General features: G+C 73.3%; 12 protein-coding genes. 7 read left to right on the forward strand and 5 right to left on the reverse strand.

Annotation, left to right across the window (positions count from 1 at the left end; genetic code table 11):
- Positions 1 to 79: 79 nt before the first annotated feature.
- The 3 genes from F0L17_RS05630 (at position 80) to ybaK (ending at position 3,187) form a co-directional block, all read left to right on the forward strand.
- Positions 80 to 1,699, forward strand: a complete 1,620-nt coding sequence (locus tag F0L17_RS05630) for an oxidoreductase (protein WP_162465841.1) — start codon at positions 80 to 82, stop codon at positions 1,697 to 1,699.
- Between the two features lie 129 nt (positions 1,700 to 1,828).
- Positions 1,829 to 2,626: an LON peptidase substrate-binding domain-containing protein gene (locus tag F0L17_RS05635; RefSeq protein ID WP_162465842.1), complete on the forward strand. Its 798-nt coding sequence runs from the start codon at positions 1,829 to 1,831 to the stop codon at positions 2,624 to 2,626.
- A 60-nt stretch (positions 2,627 to 2,686) separates the two neighbouring features.
- A complete protein-coding gene (ybaK, locus tag F0L17_RS05640; RefSeq protein WP_162465843.1) occupies positions 2,687 to 3,187 on the forward strand; it encodes a Cys-tRNA(Pro) deacylase in 501 nt (166 codons plus the stop codon).
- 22 nt (positions 3,188 to 3,209) lie between these two features.
- Here the strand turns inward: ybaK and F0L17_RS05645 are convergent, their stop codons facing one another.
- The 4 genes from F0L17_RS05645 to F0L17_RS05660 all read right to left on the reverse strand — a co-directional run bounded on the left by F0L17_RS05645 (position 3,210) and on the right by F0L17_RS05660 (position 7,220).
- Positions 3,210 to 3,908, reverse strand: a complete 699-nt coding sequence (locus F0L17_RS05645; protein WP_162465844.1) for a hypothetical protein — start codon at positions 3,906 to 3,908, stop codon at positions 3,210 to 3,212.
- A 76-nt stretch (positions 3,909 to 3,984) separates the two neighbouring features.
- A complete protein-coding gene (locus F0L17_RS05650) occupies positions 3,985 to 4,836 on the reverse strand; it encodes an ABC transporter permease (protein ID WP_162465845.1) in 852 nt (283 codons plus the stop codon).
- Positions 4,833 to 5,870 carry an ABC transporter ATP-binding protein gene (locus tag F0L17_RS05655; RefSeq protein WP_420802385.1) on the reverse strand — a complete coding sequence of 346 codons (1,038 nt, stop codon included), beginning with the start codon at positions 5,868 to 5,870 and terminating at the stop codon, positions 4,833 to 4,835. The genes F0L17_RS05650 and F0L17_RS05655 overlap by 4 nt, the downstream gene beginning before the upstream one ends.
- A 30-nt stretch (positions 5,871 to 5,900) precedes the next feature.
- On the reverse strand, positions 5,901 to 7,220 hold the full coding sequence (locus F0L17_RS05660) for an NYN domain-containing protein (RefSeq protein ID WP_162465846.1): 1,320 nt from the start codon (positions 7,218 to 7,220) through the stop codon (positions 5,901 to 5,903).
- Positions 7,221 to 7,576: 356 nt separating this feature from the next.
- On the opposite strand from F0L17_RS05660, the gene F0L17_RS26970 reads away from it, so the two are divergent.
- Positions 7,577 to 7,747 (forward strand): hypothetical protein, encoded by a 171-nt coding sequence (locus F0L17_RS26970; RefSeq protein ID WP_202917840.1) that lies wholly within the window; start codon positions 7,577 to 7,579, stop codon positions 7,745 to 7,747.
- 277 nt (positions 7,748 to 8,024) lie between these two features.
- Here F0L17_RS26970 and dnaE read toward each other — a convergent pair whose 3' ends face one another.
- The gene (dnaE, locus tag F0L17_RS05665) at positions 8,025 to 11,567 is read right to left on the reverse strand and encodes a DNA polymerase III subunit alpha (protein ID WP_162465847.1); all 3,543 of its coding nucleotides are present in this window, start codon (positions 11,565 to 11,567) and stop codon (positions 8,025 to 8,027) included.
- Between the two features lie 283 nt (positions 11,568 to 11,850).
- Here dnaE and F0L17_RS05670 point away from each other — a divergent pair, with 283 nt between their 5' ends.
- The 3 genes from F0L17_RS05670 to F0L17_RS05680 all read left to right on the forward strand — a co-directional run bounded on the left by F0L17_RS05670 (position 11,851) and on the right by F0L17_RS05680 (position 15,333).
- On the forward strand, positions 11,851 to 12,543 hold the full coding sequence (locus F0L17_RS05670) for a hypothetical protein (protein ID WP_155070214.1): 693 nt from the start codon (positions 11,851 to 11,853) through the stop codon (positions 12,541 to 12,543).
- A 48-nt stretch (positions 12,544 to 12,591) separates the two neighbouring features.
- Positions 12,592 to 13,389 (forward strand): DsbA family protein, encoded by a 798-nt coding sequence (locus F0L17_RS05675; protein WP_155070215.1) that lies wholly within the window; start codon positions 12,592 to 12,594, stop codon positions 13,387 to 13,389.
- Positions 13,390 to 13,659: 270 nt separating this feature from the next.
- Entirely contained in the window at positions 13,660 to 15,333 is a 1,674-nt protein-coding gene (locus F0L17_RS05680) for an alkaline phosphatase D family protein (RefSeq protein WP_162465848.1), read from the forward strand.
- Positions 15,334 to 15,377: the final 44 nt, after the last annotated feature.

Genomic DNA, 15,377 nt, shown 5'->3' on the forward strand with positions numbered 1-15,377 from the left:
AGGGGGCATCCTGCTGTCAGTGGTCACCGATAGCGTACGGGCCACCACACAGAGCATTCGTGACTTGGGGGAACGAGTCGTGAGCGAATCCATCGAGAACGGGGATCCGCCCCCCGGTCTGCGGTTGACCACCGCGGAGTGGGGCCTGTGGCAGGCGTTCCGCAACGGCAGCGAACACGATCTGCGCTCGGGCGAACCGGAGCTGGACGATCCCAACGGGGAGCACGAGTGGGGCCCGCACCGCACCGTGCGGGCCCGGGTGATCGCCCTGCTCCTGCTGCACGGCCCGCCGCCGCTGCTCGGGCGTGTCGCCTCCCTGCAACTGACCGGCGCCCACGTCACCGGGCGGCTGGACCTGTCCGGGGGGACGGTGGAGCCGTACTTCGAGTTCAGACAGTGCCGCTTCGAGCAGGAGGTGCTGCTGCACGAGTGCCGGATCACCACGGCCCGGATGATCGACTGCCACATACCGCGGCTGGAGGCCGCCCGGATGAGCACCGAGGGCGATCTCCACCTGCCGCGCTGCACCGTGCCCGGGGGCGTGCGGCTGACCGACGCGTCCATCGGCACGGATCTGATGCTGAACGAGATGACGGTCGGCAGCGGACGCCGGGTGCGGTCGTTCTCGGCCGACGGCATCCAGGTCGCCCAGGACCTCCAGGCCAGTCTGATGCTGGCGACCGGAGAGGTGAGCCTGCGCGGCGCGGAAGTGGGCGGCTCGCTGTTCATGTACGGCAGCGTCCTGCGCAACCACAACGGGCAGTACGCGCTGTACGCGCCACAGATGACCGTGGAGCACTTCGCGCACTTCGCCGTCTCCGGTCCGCGCCGGCTCCCGGTCGTCCACGGCGCCACCCCGCCGGACGGCACCGCCTGGCCACCGCCGGACGAGCACAGCCACATGGTGCGGCGGTCCAAGCGGTTCGAGTGCACGGGCGGGATGAAGCTGGACGACGGGAAGTTCGGCGACTCCCTGGTGCTGGACGACGCCCGGTTCGTGCTGGAGCGCGACCAGGAGGTGTCGCTGCGCCGCATCCAGACGCCGGAGCTGTGCTTCGCCCCCGAACGGCCGGGAGGCGGCCGGGTGGTGCTGGCGGGGGCGACGGTGGACAACCTGGTCGACAGGGTGGAGAGCTGGCCGGTCGGCGAGGGCCTGTGGATGGCGGGGTTCACCTACCGGAACCTGATCCCGCGCGGGCCCTTCAGCCTCGCCCAACGCCTGGAGTGGCTGGCGACGGCGACGCCGGAGTACGCGCCGGAGCCGTACGAGCAGTTGGCGGCGGTGATGCGCAACAGCGGGGAGGACGCGGACGCGCGGGCCGTCCTGCTGGCCAAGCAGCGCCGCCGTCGCGAGACGCTGCCGCCGGCCGCCAAGCTGTGGGGGTACCTCCAGGACTGGACGGTCGCCTACGGCTACCGGCCGGGGCAGGCCGCGCTGTGGATGGCGGTCCTGTGGGCCTCGGGGACGGTGTGCTTCGCCCGGAACCCGCCGGATCCGCTCAAGCCCGGGGAGTCGCCGCACTGGAACGCCGCGCTGTACGTCCTGGACCTGCTGCTGCCGGTGATCGACCTGGGCCAGGACACCCACTGGAAACCCGCCGGGGCCTACCAGTGGACGGCCACGGCGCTGATCCTGCTCGGCTGGGTGCTGGCCACCACGGTCGCCGCGGGAGCCACCAGGCTGTTGAGGCGGCAGTGACGGGGCGGACGTCCTTCCCGGCGCGGCCCTCCGACCCCGTGGTACGGCACGGGGGGAGCGGTGGGGTCGGCGGTGCCGATGGGGCGACCGACCCACGGCGGCACGGCCCGTGGCCTTAGGCTGCCGTGTGTGAGCATCACGCGCCTACCGATCTTTCCCCTCAACACCGTGCTGTTCCCGGGGCTGGTACTACCGCTGAACGTCTTCGAGCAGCGCTACCGGGCGCTGGTGCGCGACCTGCTGGAGATTCCGGAGGACGCGCCGCGGCGCTTCGGGGTGGTGGCCATCCGGGACGGCCGCGAGGTGGCCCCCACCGCCCTCGGCATGCCCGACCCCACGGGACCGTCCGAGGCCGGCCCGACGGCGGGCTTCGGCCCCGACCCGATGCGGGCCTTCCACACCGTGGGGTGCGTCGCCGACGCCTCGTCCATCCGCGAGCGTTCCGACGGGGGCGGTGCGGACGACGAGGACGGCGAGGAGGGAACCGACGAGCGCGGCGGCGACGGCGGCTACGAGGTGCTCGCCACCGGCACCACCCGCTTCCGGCTGTTGTCCGTCGACGCCTCGGGCCCGTACCTGGTCGGCGAGGTCGAGGAGCTGCCGGAGGACGGCGGCGAGGGCGCGGGGGCCCTGGCGTCCGGGGTGCTGCGGGCGTTCCGCGCCTACCAGAAGCAGCTCGCCGGCGCCCGGGAGCGGACCTTGGCCGGCGGTCAGGAACTGCCGGACGAGCCGTCGGTGGTGTCGTACCTGGTGGCGGCGGCGACCGTGCTGGACACCCCGACCAGGCAGCGGCTCCTCCAGGCCCCGGACACCGCCACACGGCTGGCCGAGGAGCTGAGAATCCTGCGGCGGGAGACGGCGCTGATCGGTAGGCTCCCGTCGGTGCCGGCGGCGGAACTCACCCGTACGCCGACCAGCCCCAACTGACCCACGGGCCCACCGGCCGCGCCGGCACGGACCGGCCCACCGGAACGAGGCAGGACGAGCGTGGCCAGGAAGAAGCAGAAGCCCGGCTCCGGCGGCACCCCCGCGACCGTGGCCGCCACGAAGGCGGGGGTGTCCTTCACCCTCCACTCCTACGAGCACGACCCGGCGGCCCCCTCCTACGGCGAGGAGGCCGCGGAGGCGCTGGGGGTCGATCCGGACCGGGTGTTCAAGACGCTCGTCGCGGACGTCGACGGCGCGCCGGTCGTCGCGGTCGTCCCCGTCTCCGGGTCGCTGGACCTCAAGGCGCTGGCGTCGGCGGTCGGGGGCAAGCGGGCCGCGATGGCCGATCCGGCCGTCGCCGAGCGCCTCACCGGCTACGTGCGCGGCGGCATCTCCCCGCTGGGTCGGCGCAGGGCGTCGCCGACGGTGGTGGACTCCTCCGCCGAGCGGCACGAAACGGTCTGTGTCTCGGCCGGGCGCCGGGGCCTGGAGATCGAACTCGCGCCCGCCGACCTGGTGAAGCTCACCGGTGCGGTGACGGCTCCGATCGCCCGGCCGTAGCCGGCCGGGCGCCGGGCGGTCGCTACCCCGTCCCCTCGGGGGTTCCCGAGCCGGGGCCGCCGGGCGGCGGCCCCCAGCCGGGGTGGGCGGGGTGGGCGGGTTCCCCGGGCTCGGGGTCCCGGGGGTCGAACACCCCCGTGAGCGCCAGGTGCGTCGCCAACGCGGCCAGCGGCCAGGCCAGCAGGGCTCCCTTGGCCCGCAGCTCCAGCGGCCCGTCGAAGACCTTCCCCTCGCCCACCTCCCGGGCGCGGGCCACCAGGTCCTGTTCGGGTCCGAGCCAGACGCCCAGCCGCCAGGCCAGCACCGAGCCCAGGACCGCGCCGACGGCCAGGCCGATCGGCACTCCGATCCCCCCGCGGCGCCGGGCGAGGAAGACGGCCGCGCCGCTCAGCGCACCGATCCCCAGGGCGAGCAGCACGAAGGTGCCGTCGGCGCCGACGGCCTCCTCGCCCTCGGAGTTCCTCAGGTAGACGGCCGTGCCGTCGGACACCACCGGCACCCGGGGGGCGAGCCACAGCCACAGCAACCCCAGGACCACCCCCGCCGCCGTCAGGGCCGCCGCCACCCGTGCGGCGTCGGCCGCCTCGCGCGCGACCTCGATCCGCTCGACGCTCCCCACCGCACCGGGGGGCTCGTCGTGCGGGGGCGGCCCCCACGGGTCGTGGGGGCCGTCCGGCCGATCCGGGCCGTCGTGCGGGGAGGGAGGCGTCGGTGCGGTCACGCTGCCATCGTGCCAGGTCCGCTCCCGGACCGGGCGGGGGGCCCGAGGTGTCCCGGCGACGCCCCGGCCGGGGCCCTCAGCGGACGGCGGCCCGTCGGTACGCCCAGGTGGCGGCGGCCAGCGCGACGGCCCCGACCGCCGCGCACACCCCCAGGTCGACGGCGACCGAGCCCCAGTCCGGCCGCGGCACCAGCGCGGCGGCCAGCGCCTCCACGCCGTACGTCGAGGGCAGCAGGTCCCGCAGCAGTCGCACCGGTTCCGGCAGCCCGCCGGCCGGGAGCACACCCAGCAGCAGCGCGGCGGACATGCCCAGCTGTCCGCAGAGGGTGGCGAGTTCCTGGCGGGGCGCCAGCAGTCCGAGGGCGGCGCCGAGCCCGGCGAGGGCGGCACCGGCCAGGGGCACCACCGCCGCCAACACCCACAGTCCCCCCATGGGCAGGCCGTACAGCAGCGCACCGGTCACGGCGGTGACCGCCACCCCGGGCGCCGTGAAGGAGGCGTAGGCGGCGGCCGCGCCCAGGACCACCGCGGCGGGCGGCACCGGCAGGGTGGCGTAGTGGTCGAGGCCGCCGGAGGCACGCAGTTGCCCGAAGTACTGGGCGAGGAGGTTGAGCGCGACGAAGGCGACCACCAGCACGCTGGATCCGGCCACCACCGCCCGTGCCTCCTCGCCGGGCCCGCCCTCCACGACCCCGCGCATCAGGATCATGATCCCGACCGACTGGAAGGTCGCCACGAACAGCAGCGGGACGCGGGCCACCCGTGCCCGGGAGAGCTGCGCCCGGTAGACGGCCGCCAGGGCGGGGCGCACCGCCGCGCCCGGCGCGAGCGGTGCCGCGGCGGCGTCGAGCGCCTCGGGGCCGTCCGTGCCGGTTCCGGGCCGCCCGGACCCTCCTGTCCTCCGGGTCCTCGCCGTGGCGGTGCTCACGCCTTCACCAGACCTTCCGTGTGTCCGCCGAGCGCCAGGTAGACGTCCTCCAGGGTCGGCGTGGCGAGTGTGAAGTCGTCCAGCGCGGCGAAGGCCGGGCCGCCGGTGACGGCCGCGACGGCGGCGCGCGCCTGTCCGGGGGGCAGCCGCAGCGTCCAGCGGCGTCCGACGGCCGCCGCGACCCGTTCCAGGGCGGCGACCTCGGGGACCTCCGTCGGCGCCCGGTCGCGCCACACCAGCTCCAGCCGCACCTCCTCGCCGACCGCGGCCTTCAGTCCGGCCGGGGTGTCGCAGGCGATGGCCCGACCGCGGTCCATGACCGCCACCCGGTCCAGCACCAACTCGGCCTCGATGACGTTGTGCGTCACCAGGATCACGGTCACGCCGCGTTCGACCCGCCGCCGGTCGACCGCGGCCCACACCGCGCGCCGCGCCACCGGGTCCATGCCGGTGGTCGGCTCGTCCAGCACCAGCAGGGGGCGCTCCCCCACCAGGGCCGCCGCCACGCAGGCCAGCCGCCGCTGCCCGCCGGAGAGTCGCTTCAGGGGGCGGTCGGCCAGGGGCCCGAGACCCAGTTCCTCCAGGACGGCGTCGCGTTCGCGCCGTGCTCCGGCGGCGTCCAGGCCGCGCAGTCGTCCGGTGGTCTCGGCCGCCAACGCCACGGTCAGCTCGTCCAGGGCGGTGGACTCCTGCCCGAGGTAGGCCAGCAGGCGGGCCGCGCGCCGCGGATGGCGGACCAGGTCGTGGCCGAGGACGTCGACGTGCCCGGAGTCGGGCCGCAGCAGGCCGGTGAGCTGCCGCACCAGGGTGGACTTCCCGGCGCCGTTGGGTCCGAGCAGTCCGAAGACCTCGCCGCGTCCGACGGTCAGGCTGACGCCGTCGCTGGCCCGTACGGCCGGGGTGCCGGGAGCGCCGCGCCGGCCGCGGCGGGCGGGGTAGGTCTTGACCAGGTCGCGGACGCGTACCGCCGCCCGCGCCGACGCGTCCCCGCCGCCTCCCGCGCCGTCCGCCACCTGCCGCGTGCCCGTGCTCACGAGCTACGAGGGTACGCGCCCGCGTCGGCGTCACTCACCGGCGGGTGCGCGTTCACCCGCGGTGCGGGCGTCGACCTCGCGCCAGAAGCCGGCGCGGATCGCGTAGCGGTCGTGCTCGTCGATCTGGTCGTCCTTGTGCGCCAGCAGGCCGAAGCGGGCGGCGTAGCGCAGCAGCTCGCCGTCGATGCGGTGCGGAACGCGCGGGTACTCGGCGGACAGGACCCGCAGGTGGGCAGGGTTGGCGAGCCGCTCGACCCAGCGGCGGGCGAAGACCTGGCCGACCTCGAAGGGGTCGCCGCTGACCGCGGTGATGTCCTCCTCCCGGTCGGCCCAGCGCTGCTCGGCGGTGGTGAGCTGGGCGAGGGTGGGCAGGGTCGCCGCCTCGGCGGACTCGGCGGGGGCGCCGCGGTCGACCCAGCCCCGGTCCGAGGACCAGCGCAGGGTGGCGCCCGCGGGGGCGGGGTGCGGGGGGTTGGGGTGGTGGGTGCCGGGGCGGCCGAGCCCGGCCAGGTCCTTGGGGGTGGGCACGCCCCTGCCGGTGCCGTTGTCGTCGGTGCGTCCGCCTTCCCGGTGGGGCGCCTCCCCGGTGGGGGAGTCGGGGGCGCCGGCGGGGGCGGCGTCGTCCGCGCCGGCGGGGGCGCGGGGGACGGGGGTGGCTCCGCCCCGCTGTCGTTCCGGGTCGTCGCCGCCTCCGGCGGGGCCGCCTCCCCCGGAGGCAGGGGGAGGTTCCGGCAACGGGGCGGAGAGGATGGCGGCGATCTCGGGCCGGGTGTCGGGCTGGGGCGGGCAGACGCCGGTGATCTCCCGGGCGCGGATGGCGCGGGTGATCCACGCGCGGTCCAGGACGCGCCGCTCGTCGGCCTCGGCGACCAGGTCCTCGGACTGGTTGTAGTCACCGTCGGCGGCCTGGACGGCCCACAGGTGGACGGCGACACCGTGCTCCTTGGCGGACATCAGGCCGGGCAGCAGGTCGCCGTCGCCGGTGACCAGCACGATGTCGGAGCAGGCCCGGTTGCGCGCCAGTTCGGTGAGTTCGGCGTGCATGGCGGCGTCCACGCCCTTCTGGGCCCACCTGCCCTCGCTGCGCGTGAGCGCCCCGAGTCGTACGGTGACGCGGGGCATCACGCGCAGTCGTCGGTGTTCGGGCTGCGGCACCCGGTCGGGGGCGCCGTCGAACCAGTAGATGCGCAGCAGTCGGCAGTCGGTGTCCTCCTCGGCCCGCTCCCGCAGTCCTTGGACGAGCACGGCGTGGTCGACGGTGATCCGGGAGCGCGCGGGTTCCCCCGCCAGGAGGCTCGCGGCGGCGCCCAGGAGATATCCCGCGTCCACCAGGACGACGCAGCGGTCCACGCTCCACCCACTCTCGGTACGACCGGTACGGCCGGCACGGTCACCCCGGCCGGCGGTGTCCCGCGCGACCTCGGTCCGTGTCCCTCGGGCCCGTGCTCTCGGCTCTGGTTCGAGTCTGCCCGACCGTACGGGGGCTTGTCGCTCCCGAACCCGATCTTCGGCGTGGCGGGCGGTCGGTGTCCACCACGCGGAGGCCGATCGCGGAAACCGACCACGGGGACCGGCCACCGAGGCGGCGTCTCCGTCGGGCCCGAAGACCCCGACCCCCCAGGGAAATTACCCGACATGCGACTTTTGCCGACTCGTGCGAGGCTGAGGCACGGCCCATCGCTTCGAGTTCCGTGCAGGAGGAGACCATGGGCAAGCGCAAGAAGGAAGAACGCCGGCAGCAGCGCGACAGCGGCCTCTCCGCGCGGCCCCGGGAGGACGCGAAGACCACCGCGGAGACCCGCCCCGCCTCCCAGGCCGACCCCGTCGGCCCCGCCGACGTGGCCCGCAGGCACCGCCGGCGCTTCGGCCACAACTGATCCGACCGAGACCGGACGACGGTCGGCGGGCCCGGCGCACCGGGCACGCCCGAGGTCCCGTCCGAGGTCCGCCGGCCCGGTCGCCGAACCCACCGAAGCCTGATGTCCGCGGTTCCCGGCCCTGGCCGCGGCGCAGGGCGGCACGGGCGCCCCGGGACACCGGAGCGCCCCGCCGCACGGGCGGTGCGGCCCTCCCCGCGCACTCCGCGCCGGAGGGCCGCACCGTACGACACGCCGCGCCGGTCGCCGGCCGGTCGCCGCGGGGGGCCGGAGCCCGTCAGCCCGCCAGGCAGGAGGGCCCGAGCAGCGCCTTGAGGTCGCCGAAGAGCGCCGGGTCCGCGGTGACCCGGTGCCGGTCCAGGCGGAGCACCGTCGTCTTGCGGCCGCCCTGGAGCCTGACCCGCACCTCCGTGGAGCCGCGGTGGTGGGTGAGCACCTCGCCCAGCCTCTCCACCAGCGGCGGGGTCACCTTGACCGCGGGGATGGTGATGGTGACGGGCGCGTCCGAGGCGACGTCCGACAGGTCGGGGACCATCAGTTCCATGGCGACCAGCCTGGGCACGTCCTCCCGCTTGTCCAGCCGCCCCTTGACGAAGACCACGGCGTCCTCCACCAGCTGGGTGGAGACCAGCTGGTAGGTGGCGGGGAAGAACATGCAGTCGATCGAGCCCGCCAGGTCCTCGACGGTGGCGATCGCCCAGGCGTTGCCCTGCTTGGTCATCTTCCGCTGGAGGCCGGAGATGATGCCGCCGATGGTGACGATCGACCCGTCGGCGAAGTCGCCGCCGGTGAGCTGGGAGATCGCCGCGTCGGTCTTGTCGGCCAGGACGTGTTCCAGTCCGAACAGCGGGTGGTCGGAGACATAGAGGCCGAGCATCTCCCGCTCCTGCGCGAGCAGGTAGCTCTTGTCCCACTCCTCGGCGGAGAACTCCACGTCCATGCCGAAGCCCGGACCGCTGTCGGCCGAGTCGTCGCCCATCCCGCCGAACAGGTCGAACTGTCCCTCGGCCTCCTTCCGCTTGATCTGCACCACGTTGTCGATCATCGACTCGAAGTGCGCGGTCAGCCCCTTGCGGGTGTGCCCCAGGTTGTCGAAGGCCCCCGCCTTGATCAGCGACTCGACGGTGCGCTTGTTGCACACCACCGCGTCCACCTTGTCGAGGAAGTCCGGGAAGGAGGTGTACTTCCCCTTGGCCTTGCGGCAGGCGACGATCGAGTCCACCACGTTCTGGCCGACGTTGCGCACGGCGGTCAGGCCGAAGACGATCGTGTCGTCGCCGCGCGGGGTGAAGTTCGCCTCCGACTCGTTGACGTCCGGCGGCAGCACCTTGATGCCCATGCGGCGGCACTCGTTGAGGTAGACCGCCGACTTGTCCTTGTCGTCGCGGACGGAGGTCAGCAGGGCGGCCATGTACTCGGCCGGGTAGTTCGCCTTGAGGTAGGCCGTCCAGTAGGAGACCAGTCCGTACGCCGAGGAGTGCGCCTTGTTGAAGGCGTATCCGGCGAAGGGCACCAGCACGTCCCACACGGCCTGGATGGCCTCGTCGGAGTAGCCCTTCTCGCGGGCGCCCTTCTGGAAGTTGACGAACTCGGCGTCCAGGACCTCCTTCTTCTTCTTGCCCATCGCCCGGCGCAGCAGGTCGGCCTGGCCGAGGCTGTAGCCGGCGAGCACCTGGGCGGCCTTCTGCACCTGCTCCTGGTAGACGATCAGGCCGTAGGTGACGTCGAGGACCTCCTTGAGGGGCTCCTCCAGCTCCGGGTGGATCGGCGTGATCTCCTGCTGCCCGTTCTTGCGCAGCGCGTAGTTGATGTGGGAGTTCATGCCCATCGGGCCGGGCCGGTACAGGGCCGAGACCGCGGAGATGTCCTCGAAGTTGTCGGGCTTCATCATGCGCAGCAGGGAGCGCATGGGGCCGCCGTCGAACTGGAAGACGCCCAGGGTGTCGCCGCGCTGGAGCAGTTCGAAGGTCTTGGGGTCGTCCAGCGACAGGTCGAGCAGGGTGATGTCGACGCCCTTGTTGTCCTTCACGAGCTTGACGGCGTCGTCCATGATCGTGAGGTTGCGCAGGCCCAGGAAGTCCATCTTCAGCAGGCCCAGCGACTCGCAGGTGGGGTAGTCCCACTGGGTCACCACCGCGCCGTCGTTCTTGGGGCTGAAGACCGGCACGTGATCGACCAGCCGCTCGCTGGACATGATCACGCCCGCCGCGTGCACGCCCATCTGCCGGACCAGGCCCTCGATGCCGCGCGCGGTGTCGATGACCTTCTTCACGTCCGGCTCGTTCTCGTACATCGACCGCACCTCGGCCGCCTCGCTGTAGCGGGGGTGCTCGGGGTCGGTGATGCCCGACAGCGGGATGCCCTTGCCCAGGACGTCGGCGGGCATCGCCTTGGTGATGCGGTCCCCCATCGCGTACGGGTACCCCAGGACGCGGGCGGAGTCCTTGATCGCGGCCTTCGCCTTGATCGTCCCGTACGTGCCGATCTGGGCCACCTTGTCGGCGCCGTACTTCTCGGTCACGTAGCGGATGACCTCACCACGCCTGCGCTCGTCGAAGTCGATGTCGACATCGGGCATGGAGACGCGCTCGGGGTTGAGGAACCGCTCGAAGATCAGTCCGTGGTCGATCGGGTCGAGGTCGGTGATGCCCATGGCGTACGCCACGATCGAGCCCGCCGCGGAGCCTCGCCCGGGGCCGACGGCGATGCCGTTGTTCTTGGCCCACATGATGAAGTCGGCGACGACGAGGAAGTAGCCGGGGAACCCCATCTGGACGATGACGTCCATCTCGTAGTCGGCCTGCTTCTGCCGGTCCTCGGGGATGCCGCCCGGGTACCGGCGCCGCATGCCGCGCCGGACCTCCTCACGGAACCAGGACTCCTCGGTGTGCCCCTCGGGGACGGGGAAGCGGGGCATCAGGTCCCGCTTCTCGAACCAGCCGGTGGTGTCGATCTGCTCCGCGACCAGGAGGGTGTTGCGGCAGCCCTCCTGCCAGGCGTCGGAGGAGTCGACGGCGTACATCTCCTCCGTGGACTTCAGGTAGTAGCCCGCGCCGTTGAACCGGAAGCGGTCCGGGTCGGAGAGGTTCTTGCCGGTCTGGATGCACAGCAGCGCGTCGTGGGCCTCGGCCTCGTGGGAGTAGGTGTAGTGGCTGTCGTTGGTGACCAGCGGCGGGATGCCCAGCTTCTTCCCGATCTCCAGCAGCCCGTCGCGGACCTGGCGCTCGATGTCGATGCCGTGGTCCATCAGCTCCAGGAAGTAACGGTCCTTGCCGAAGATGTCCTGGTAGTCGGCGGCGGCCTTGAGGGCCTCGTCGAACTGGCCGAGCCGCAGCCTGGTCTGCACCTCGCCCGAGGGGCAGCCGGTGGAGGCGATCAGGCCCTCGGAGAACTCGGCGATCATCTCCCGGTCGGTGCGGGGCCACTTGACGAAGAACCCCTCCATGTACGCGTCGGAGGAGAGCCGGAAGAGGTTGTGGAGACCGGTCTTGTTCGAGGCCCAGATCGTCTTGTGGGTGTAACCGCCGGAGCCGGAGACGTCGTCGCGCTTCTGGTGGGGCTGTCCCCACTGGACGCGCCGCTTGTACCGCCGCGACTGGGGGGCGACGTACGCCTCGATCCCGATGATCGGCGTGACGCCCGCCTTGGTGGCGTGCTGGAAGAAGTCGTAGGCGCCGTGGAGGTTGCCGTGGTCGGTCATGGCGATGTGCGTCATGCCCATCTCCTGACACGCCTCGAACATGTCCTGCAGCCGCGCGGCACCGTCCAGCAACGAGTACTGGGTGTGTACGTGCAGGTGCGTGAACGGCGGTTTGGCCACGACGGAAGACCTCCAACGAGCGGGTGTGCGGCGGTTCCCTGAACGGGTCCGAAGTCTACGTCGCCGGACCGGTCCCGCCCCTCCACGACCCTCCGCCCCGGCCGTCCCACGCGTGGGGCACGCTCTCTTCCCCCGCGCACCTCGCGCGCCCGCGCGCGCACCACACCGCACCCCTGTGCGGACACCGGTGCGCGGGCCGCGGACCCCCGAGCGGCGTTGCGATCGTCACCCGTGCCCGTTCTTTAGGCCCGTCTTAGCGCAACGCATGGCACACTCGGCTGCGATGGACAGGACCGGCACCCCCGACACGGGTCTTCGAGCGGTACGCGCCGCGGTCTTCACCGCGCTGTGCCTCGCCCTGTCCTCGGGCGCCCACGTACTGCTCACGGCCGAGCCCCTGCCGTACGCGCCGCTCCTGCTGGTCGGCGCGGCGGTCTTCGCGATCGCCTTCGCGCTGGCCGGGCGGGAACGGGGCTACTGGTCGATCGCGGGCCTGCTGGTGCCGTTGGAACTGGCGGCCGACACCGTCTTCACCACCGGCCAGCACACCTGTTACGGACAGGCCGGCGGTCCCGTCGCCGGGCCGTTGCGCGCCCTGGGCCTGGACCTGTTGTGCGCGGGCGGCGACTTCGGCACGCCCCTGGCGCGGATGGCCGCTCCCGGCTCCTCCCCGCTCCCCGTGGCCGCCCATCCGGCGGCGCCCTGGTTGCTGCTGGCCGCGCACGTGGCCGTGGGCCTGGCGGCCGCCGCCTGGCTGCGCCGCGGTGACGCCGCGCTCGCCAGGCTGCTGCGCGCCGCGGCGGTCGCCGTCTTCCGGCCGCTGCTGCTGGCGGCCACCGTCCTGTCCGCGCCGCACGCGTCCTCCGGTCGCGGCTTCCGCCCGGCCTCCGGCCCCACGGTGCCGCGCGCGCTCCCGCTGCTGGTCCACTCCGTCGTGCGACGGGGACCTCCGTGCCCGGTGGCCGTCGCCGCCTGAGCACCACCGTCCCCACGCATACGCACACGACACGGAGAACACACCCCCATGAGCAAGCGCAACAGCCAGGAAGCCAAGCGCGCCGCCCGCGAGCGGCTGCGGGTCGAGCGCGAGAAGCAGGCCAAGAAGGAGAAGCTCCGCCGCCAGCTGATCGTCGCCGCCTCGATCGTCGCGATCCTCGCGGTCGCCGGCGGCATCGGATTCGCCGTCGCCAACATGGAGCGCGGCGGCAGCGACAAGTCCTGGGAGGACGTCGCCGACCGGAAGCTGGTGGAGCCCGCCAACGCCTCCGGCGAGAACGGCACGACCGTGGTCGTCGGTGGCGAGGACGCGAAGAAGACCATCGACGTCTACGAGGACATGCGCTGCCCGGCCTGCGCCAACTTCGAGCGGCAGCTCGGCGAGCCCCTCAAGCAGGGCGCCGAGGACGGCAAGTACAAGCTGCAGATCCACCTCGGCAGCATCATCGACGGCAACATGGGCGGGAACGGCTCCAAGAACGCCATCAGCGCGCTGGGCGCCGCGCTCGACGTGAGCACCGAGGCCTTCAGCGAGTACCACTCCCTGCTGTACTCCTCCGAGCACCACCCGGCGGAGACCGAGGACAAGTTCGCCGACAACGAGTACCTGCTCGACGTCGCGGAGAACGTCGAGGCGCTGAAGGACAACGCGGAGTTCGAGACGGCCGTCAAGGAGGGCACCTACGACAAGTGGGCCCTGGAGATGGTCGACAGCTTCAACGAGGCCGGCATCCAGGGCACGCCCACCGTCCGGATCGACGGCAAGGACGTCGAGGTCTCCAAGCTGCCCGAGGAGCTGGGGAAGCTGGGCGTCAAGCTCGGGTGACCCGGGGTCCGGGCCGACCGGACCCTCCGCCCACGCCCCCTCGCACGACCGGCCCGGCGCCCGCCGCACCCCCGCGGTGGGCGCCGGGCCGGGCCCGTTCCGGGCGGCACACGGCGGCACCACGACGGCGCCACGACGGCACCGCGGCGTACCGGAAGGAGGCCGGATCGGGACCTTTGGCGCTCTTTTCGGCCAACGGTCTGCGACGGCTCGGCGAACTCCCGCACACGCTCTGTCCGTTGACTCTACCGGCGCGTAACATCTGCCGCCGTGACCGACACCCACACCACTTCCCACGACGTCACCCGCCTCCCCGCGCCCACCCGGCGCACCGTCGTCGTCGCCGGCGCCGCCGGCGCCGCGCTGCTGCCGCTGACCGGCCGGCGCGCCCGTGCCGCCGACGGCACCGCCGCCGACACCCCCGTCTTCGCCCACGGCGTCGCCTCCGGCGACCCCCTGCCCGACGGCGTCCTGCTGTGGACCCGCGTCACCCCCGTCCCCGAGGCCACCCCCGGCTCCGGCACCGGCCCGGCCGTGGAGGTCGCCTGGGAGGTGGCCGAGGATCCCGGCTTCACCTCCGTCGTCACGTCCGGCCGCACCACCGCCACGGCCGCCTCCGACCACACCGTCAAGGCCGACGTGCGCGGACTGCGTCCGGCCACCGAGTACCACTACCGCTTCTCCGTCGCCGGCACCCGCTCCCCCGTCGGGCGCACCCGCACCGCGCCCGCCGACGGCACCACGGCCGACCGGGTCCGCTTCGGGGTGGTGTCCTGTTCCCACTACGAGAGCGGCTTCTTCACCGCCTACCGCCACCTGGCCGCCCGCGACGACCTCGACGCCGTCCTGCACCTGGGCGACTACATCTACGAGTACGGCAAGGGCGAGTTCCCGTTGAAGGACGGCGTCGTCCGCGAGATGCGGCCCGTCCACGAGACCGTCACCCTCGCCGACTACCGGCAGCGCCACGCCCACTACAAGTCCGACCCGGACCTCGCGGCCCTGCACGCCGCCCACCCGGTGATCGCGATCTGGGACGACCACGAGGTGGCCAACGACACCTGGTCCGGCGGTGCCGAGAACCACACCCCCGGCGCCGAGGGCGACTGGGCGGCGCGCGCGAGGGCGGCCCGGCAGGCGTACTTCGAGTGGATGCCGGTGCGGCCCTCGGTCGAGGGCACCGTCCACCGCAGGCTGCGCTTCGGCGACCTGGCCGACCTCCACCTGCTGGACCTGCGCTCCTTCCGCGACCGGCAGGCGGGCTTCGGCAGCGGCGACGTGGACGACCCCGACCGCACCATCACCGGGCGCGCCCAGCTGGACTGGCTGAAGTCCTCCCTGGCGTCCTCCCCCACGCGGTGGCACCTGGTGGGCACCTCGGTGATGATCTCGCCGATGGCCTTCGGTTCCGTGCCCGCGTACCTGCTGGGGCCGCTGGCGGAGCTGCTCGGCGTCCCGCGCGAGGGGCTGGCCGTCAACGTCGACCAGTGGGACGGATACACCGACGACCGCCGTGAGCTGCTGACCCACCTGCGCGAGAGCGGCATCGACAACACCGTCTTCCTCACCGGCGACATCCACATGGCGTTCGCAAGCGACGTGCCGGTGCGGGCGGCGACGTACCCGCTGCAGAGGCCGGTCGCCACCGAGTTCGTGGTCACCTCGGTGACCTCCGACAACCTCGACGACTTCCTGAGGGTGCCGGCCCACACCGTCTCCTCCGTCGCGGAGGCCGCCGTGCGCGCCGCCAACCGCCACACCAAGTGGGTCGACATGGACTCGCACGGCTACGGCGTCCTGGACGTCACCGCCGAGCGGACCCAGATGGACTACTACGCCCTGTCCGACAAGACCGACCCGCGGGCCACGGCCCACCACGTCCGGTCCTACCGCACCGGCTCGGGGACGCAGCGGGTGGAGCGCGCGGAGGGCCCCGTGCGCTGATCCCGTCGCGGAGGGCGCGGGGGCTTCCCCGCGCGCCGACCCGC

It is taken from the genome of Streptomyces taklimakanensis (assembly GCF_009709575.1).
Classification (GTDB): Bacteria; Actinomycetota; Actinomycetes; order Streptomycetales; family Streptomycetaceae; genus Streptomyces; species Streptomyces taklimakanensis.

Excerpts from the sequence above, each read along its gene's own strand:
- F0L17_RS26970 (WP_202917840.1), top strand. The coding sequence starts at position 7,577 with ATGGGCAAGCGCAAGAAGGAAGAACGCCGGCAGCAGCGCGACAGCGGC.
- F0L17_RS05670 (WP_155070214.1), top strand. The coding sequence starts at position 11,851 with ATGGACAGGACCGGCACCCCCGACACGGGTCTTCGAGCGGTACGCGCC.
- F0L17_RS05675 (WP_155070215.1), top strand. The coding sequence starts at position 12,592 with ATGAGCAAGCGCAACAGCCAGGAAGCCAAGCGCGCCGCCCGCGAGCGG.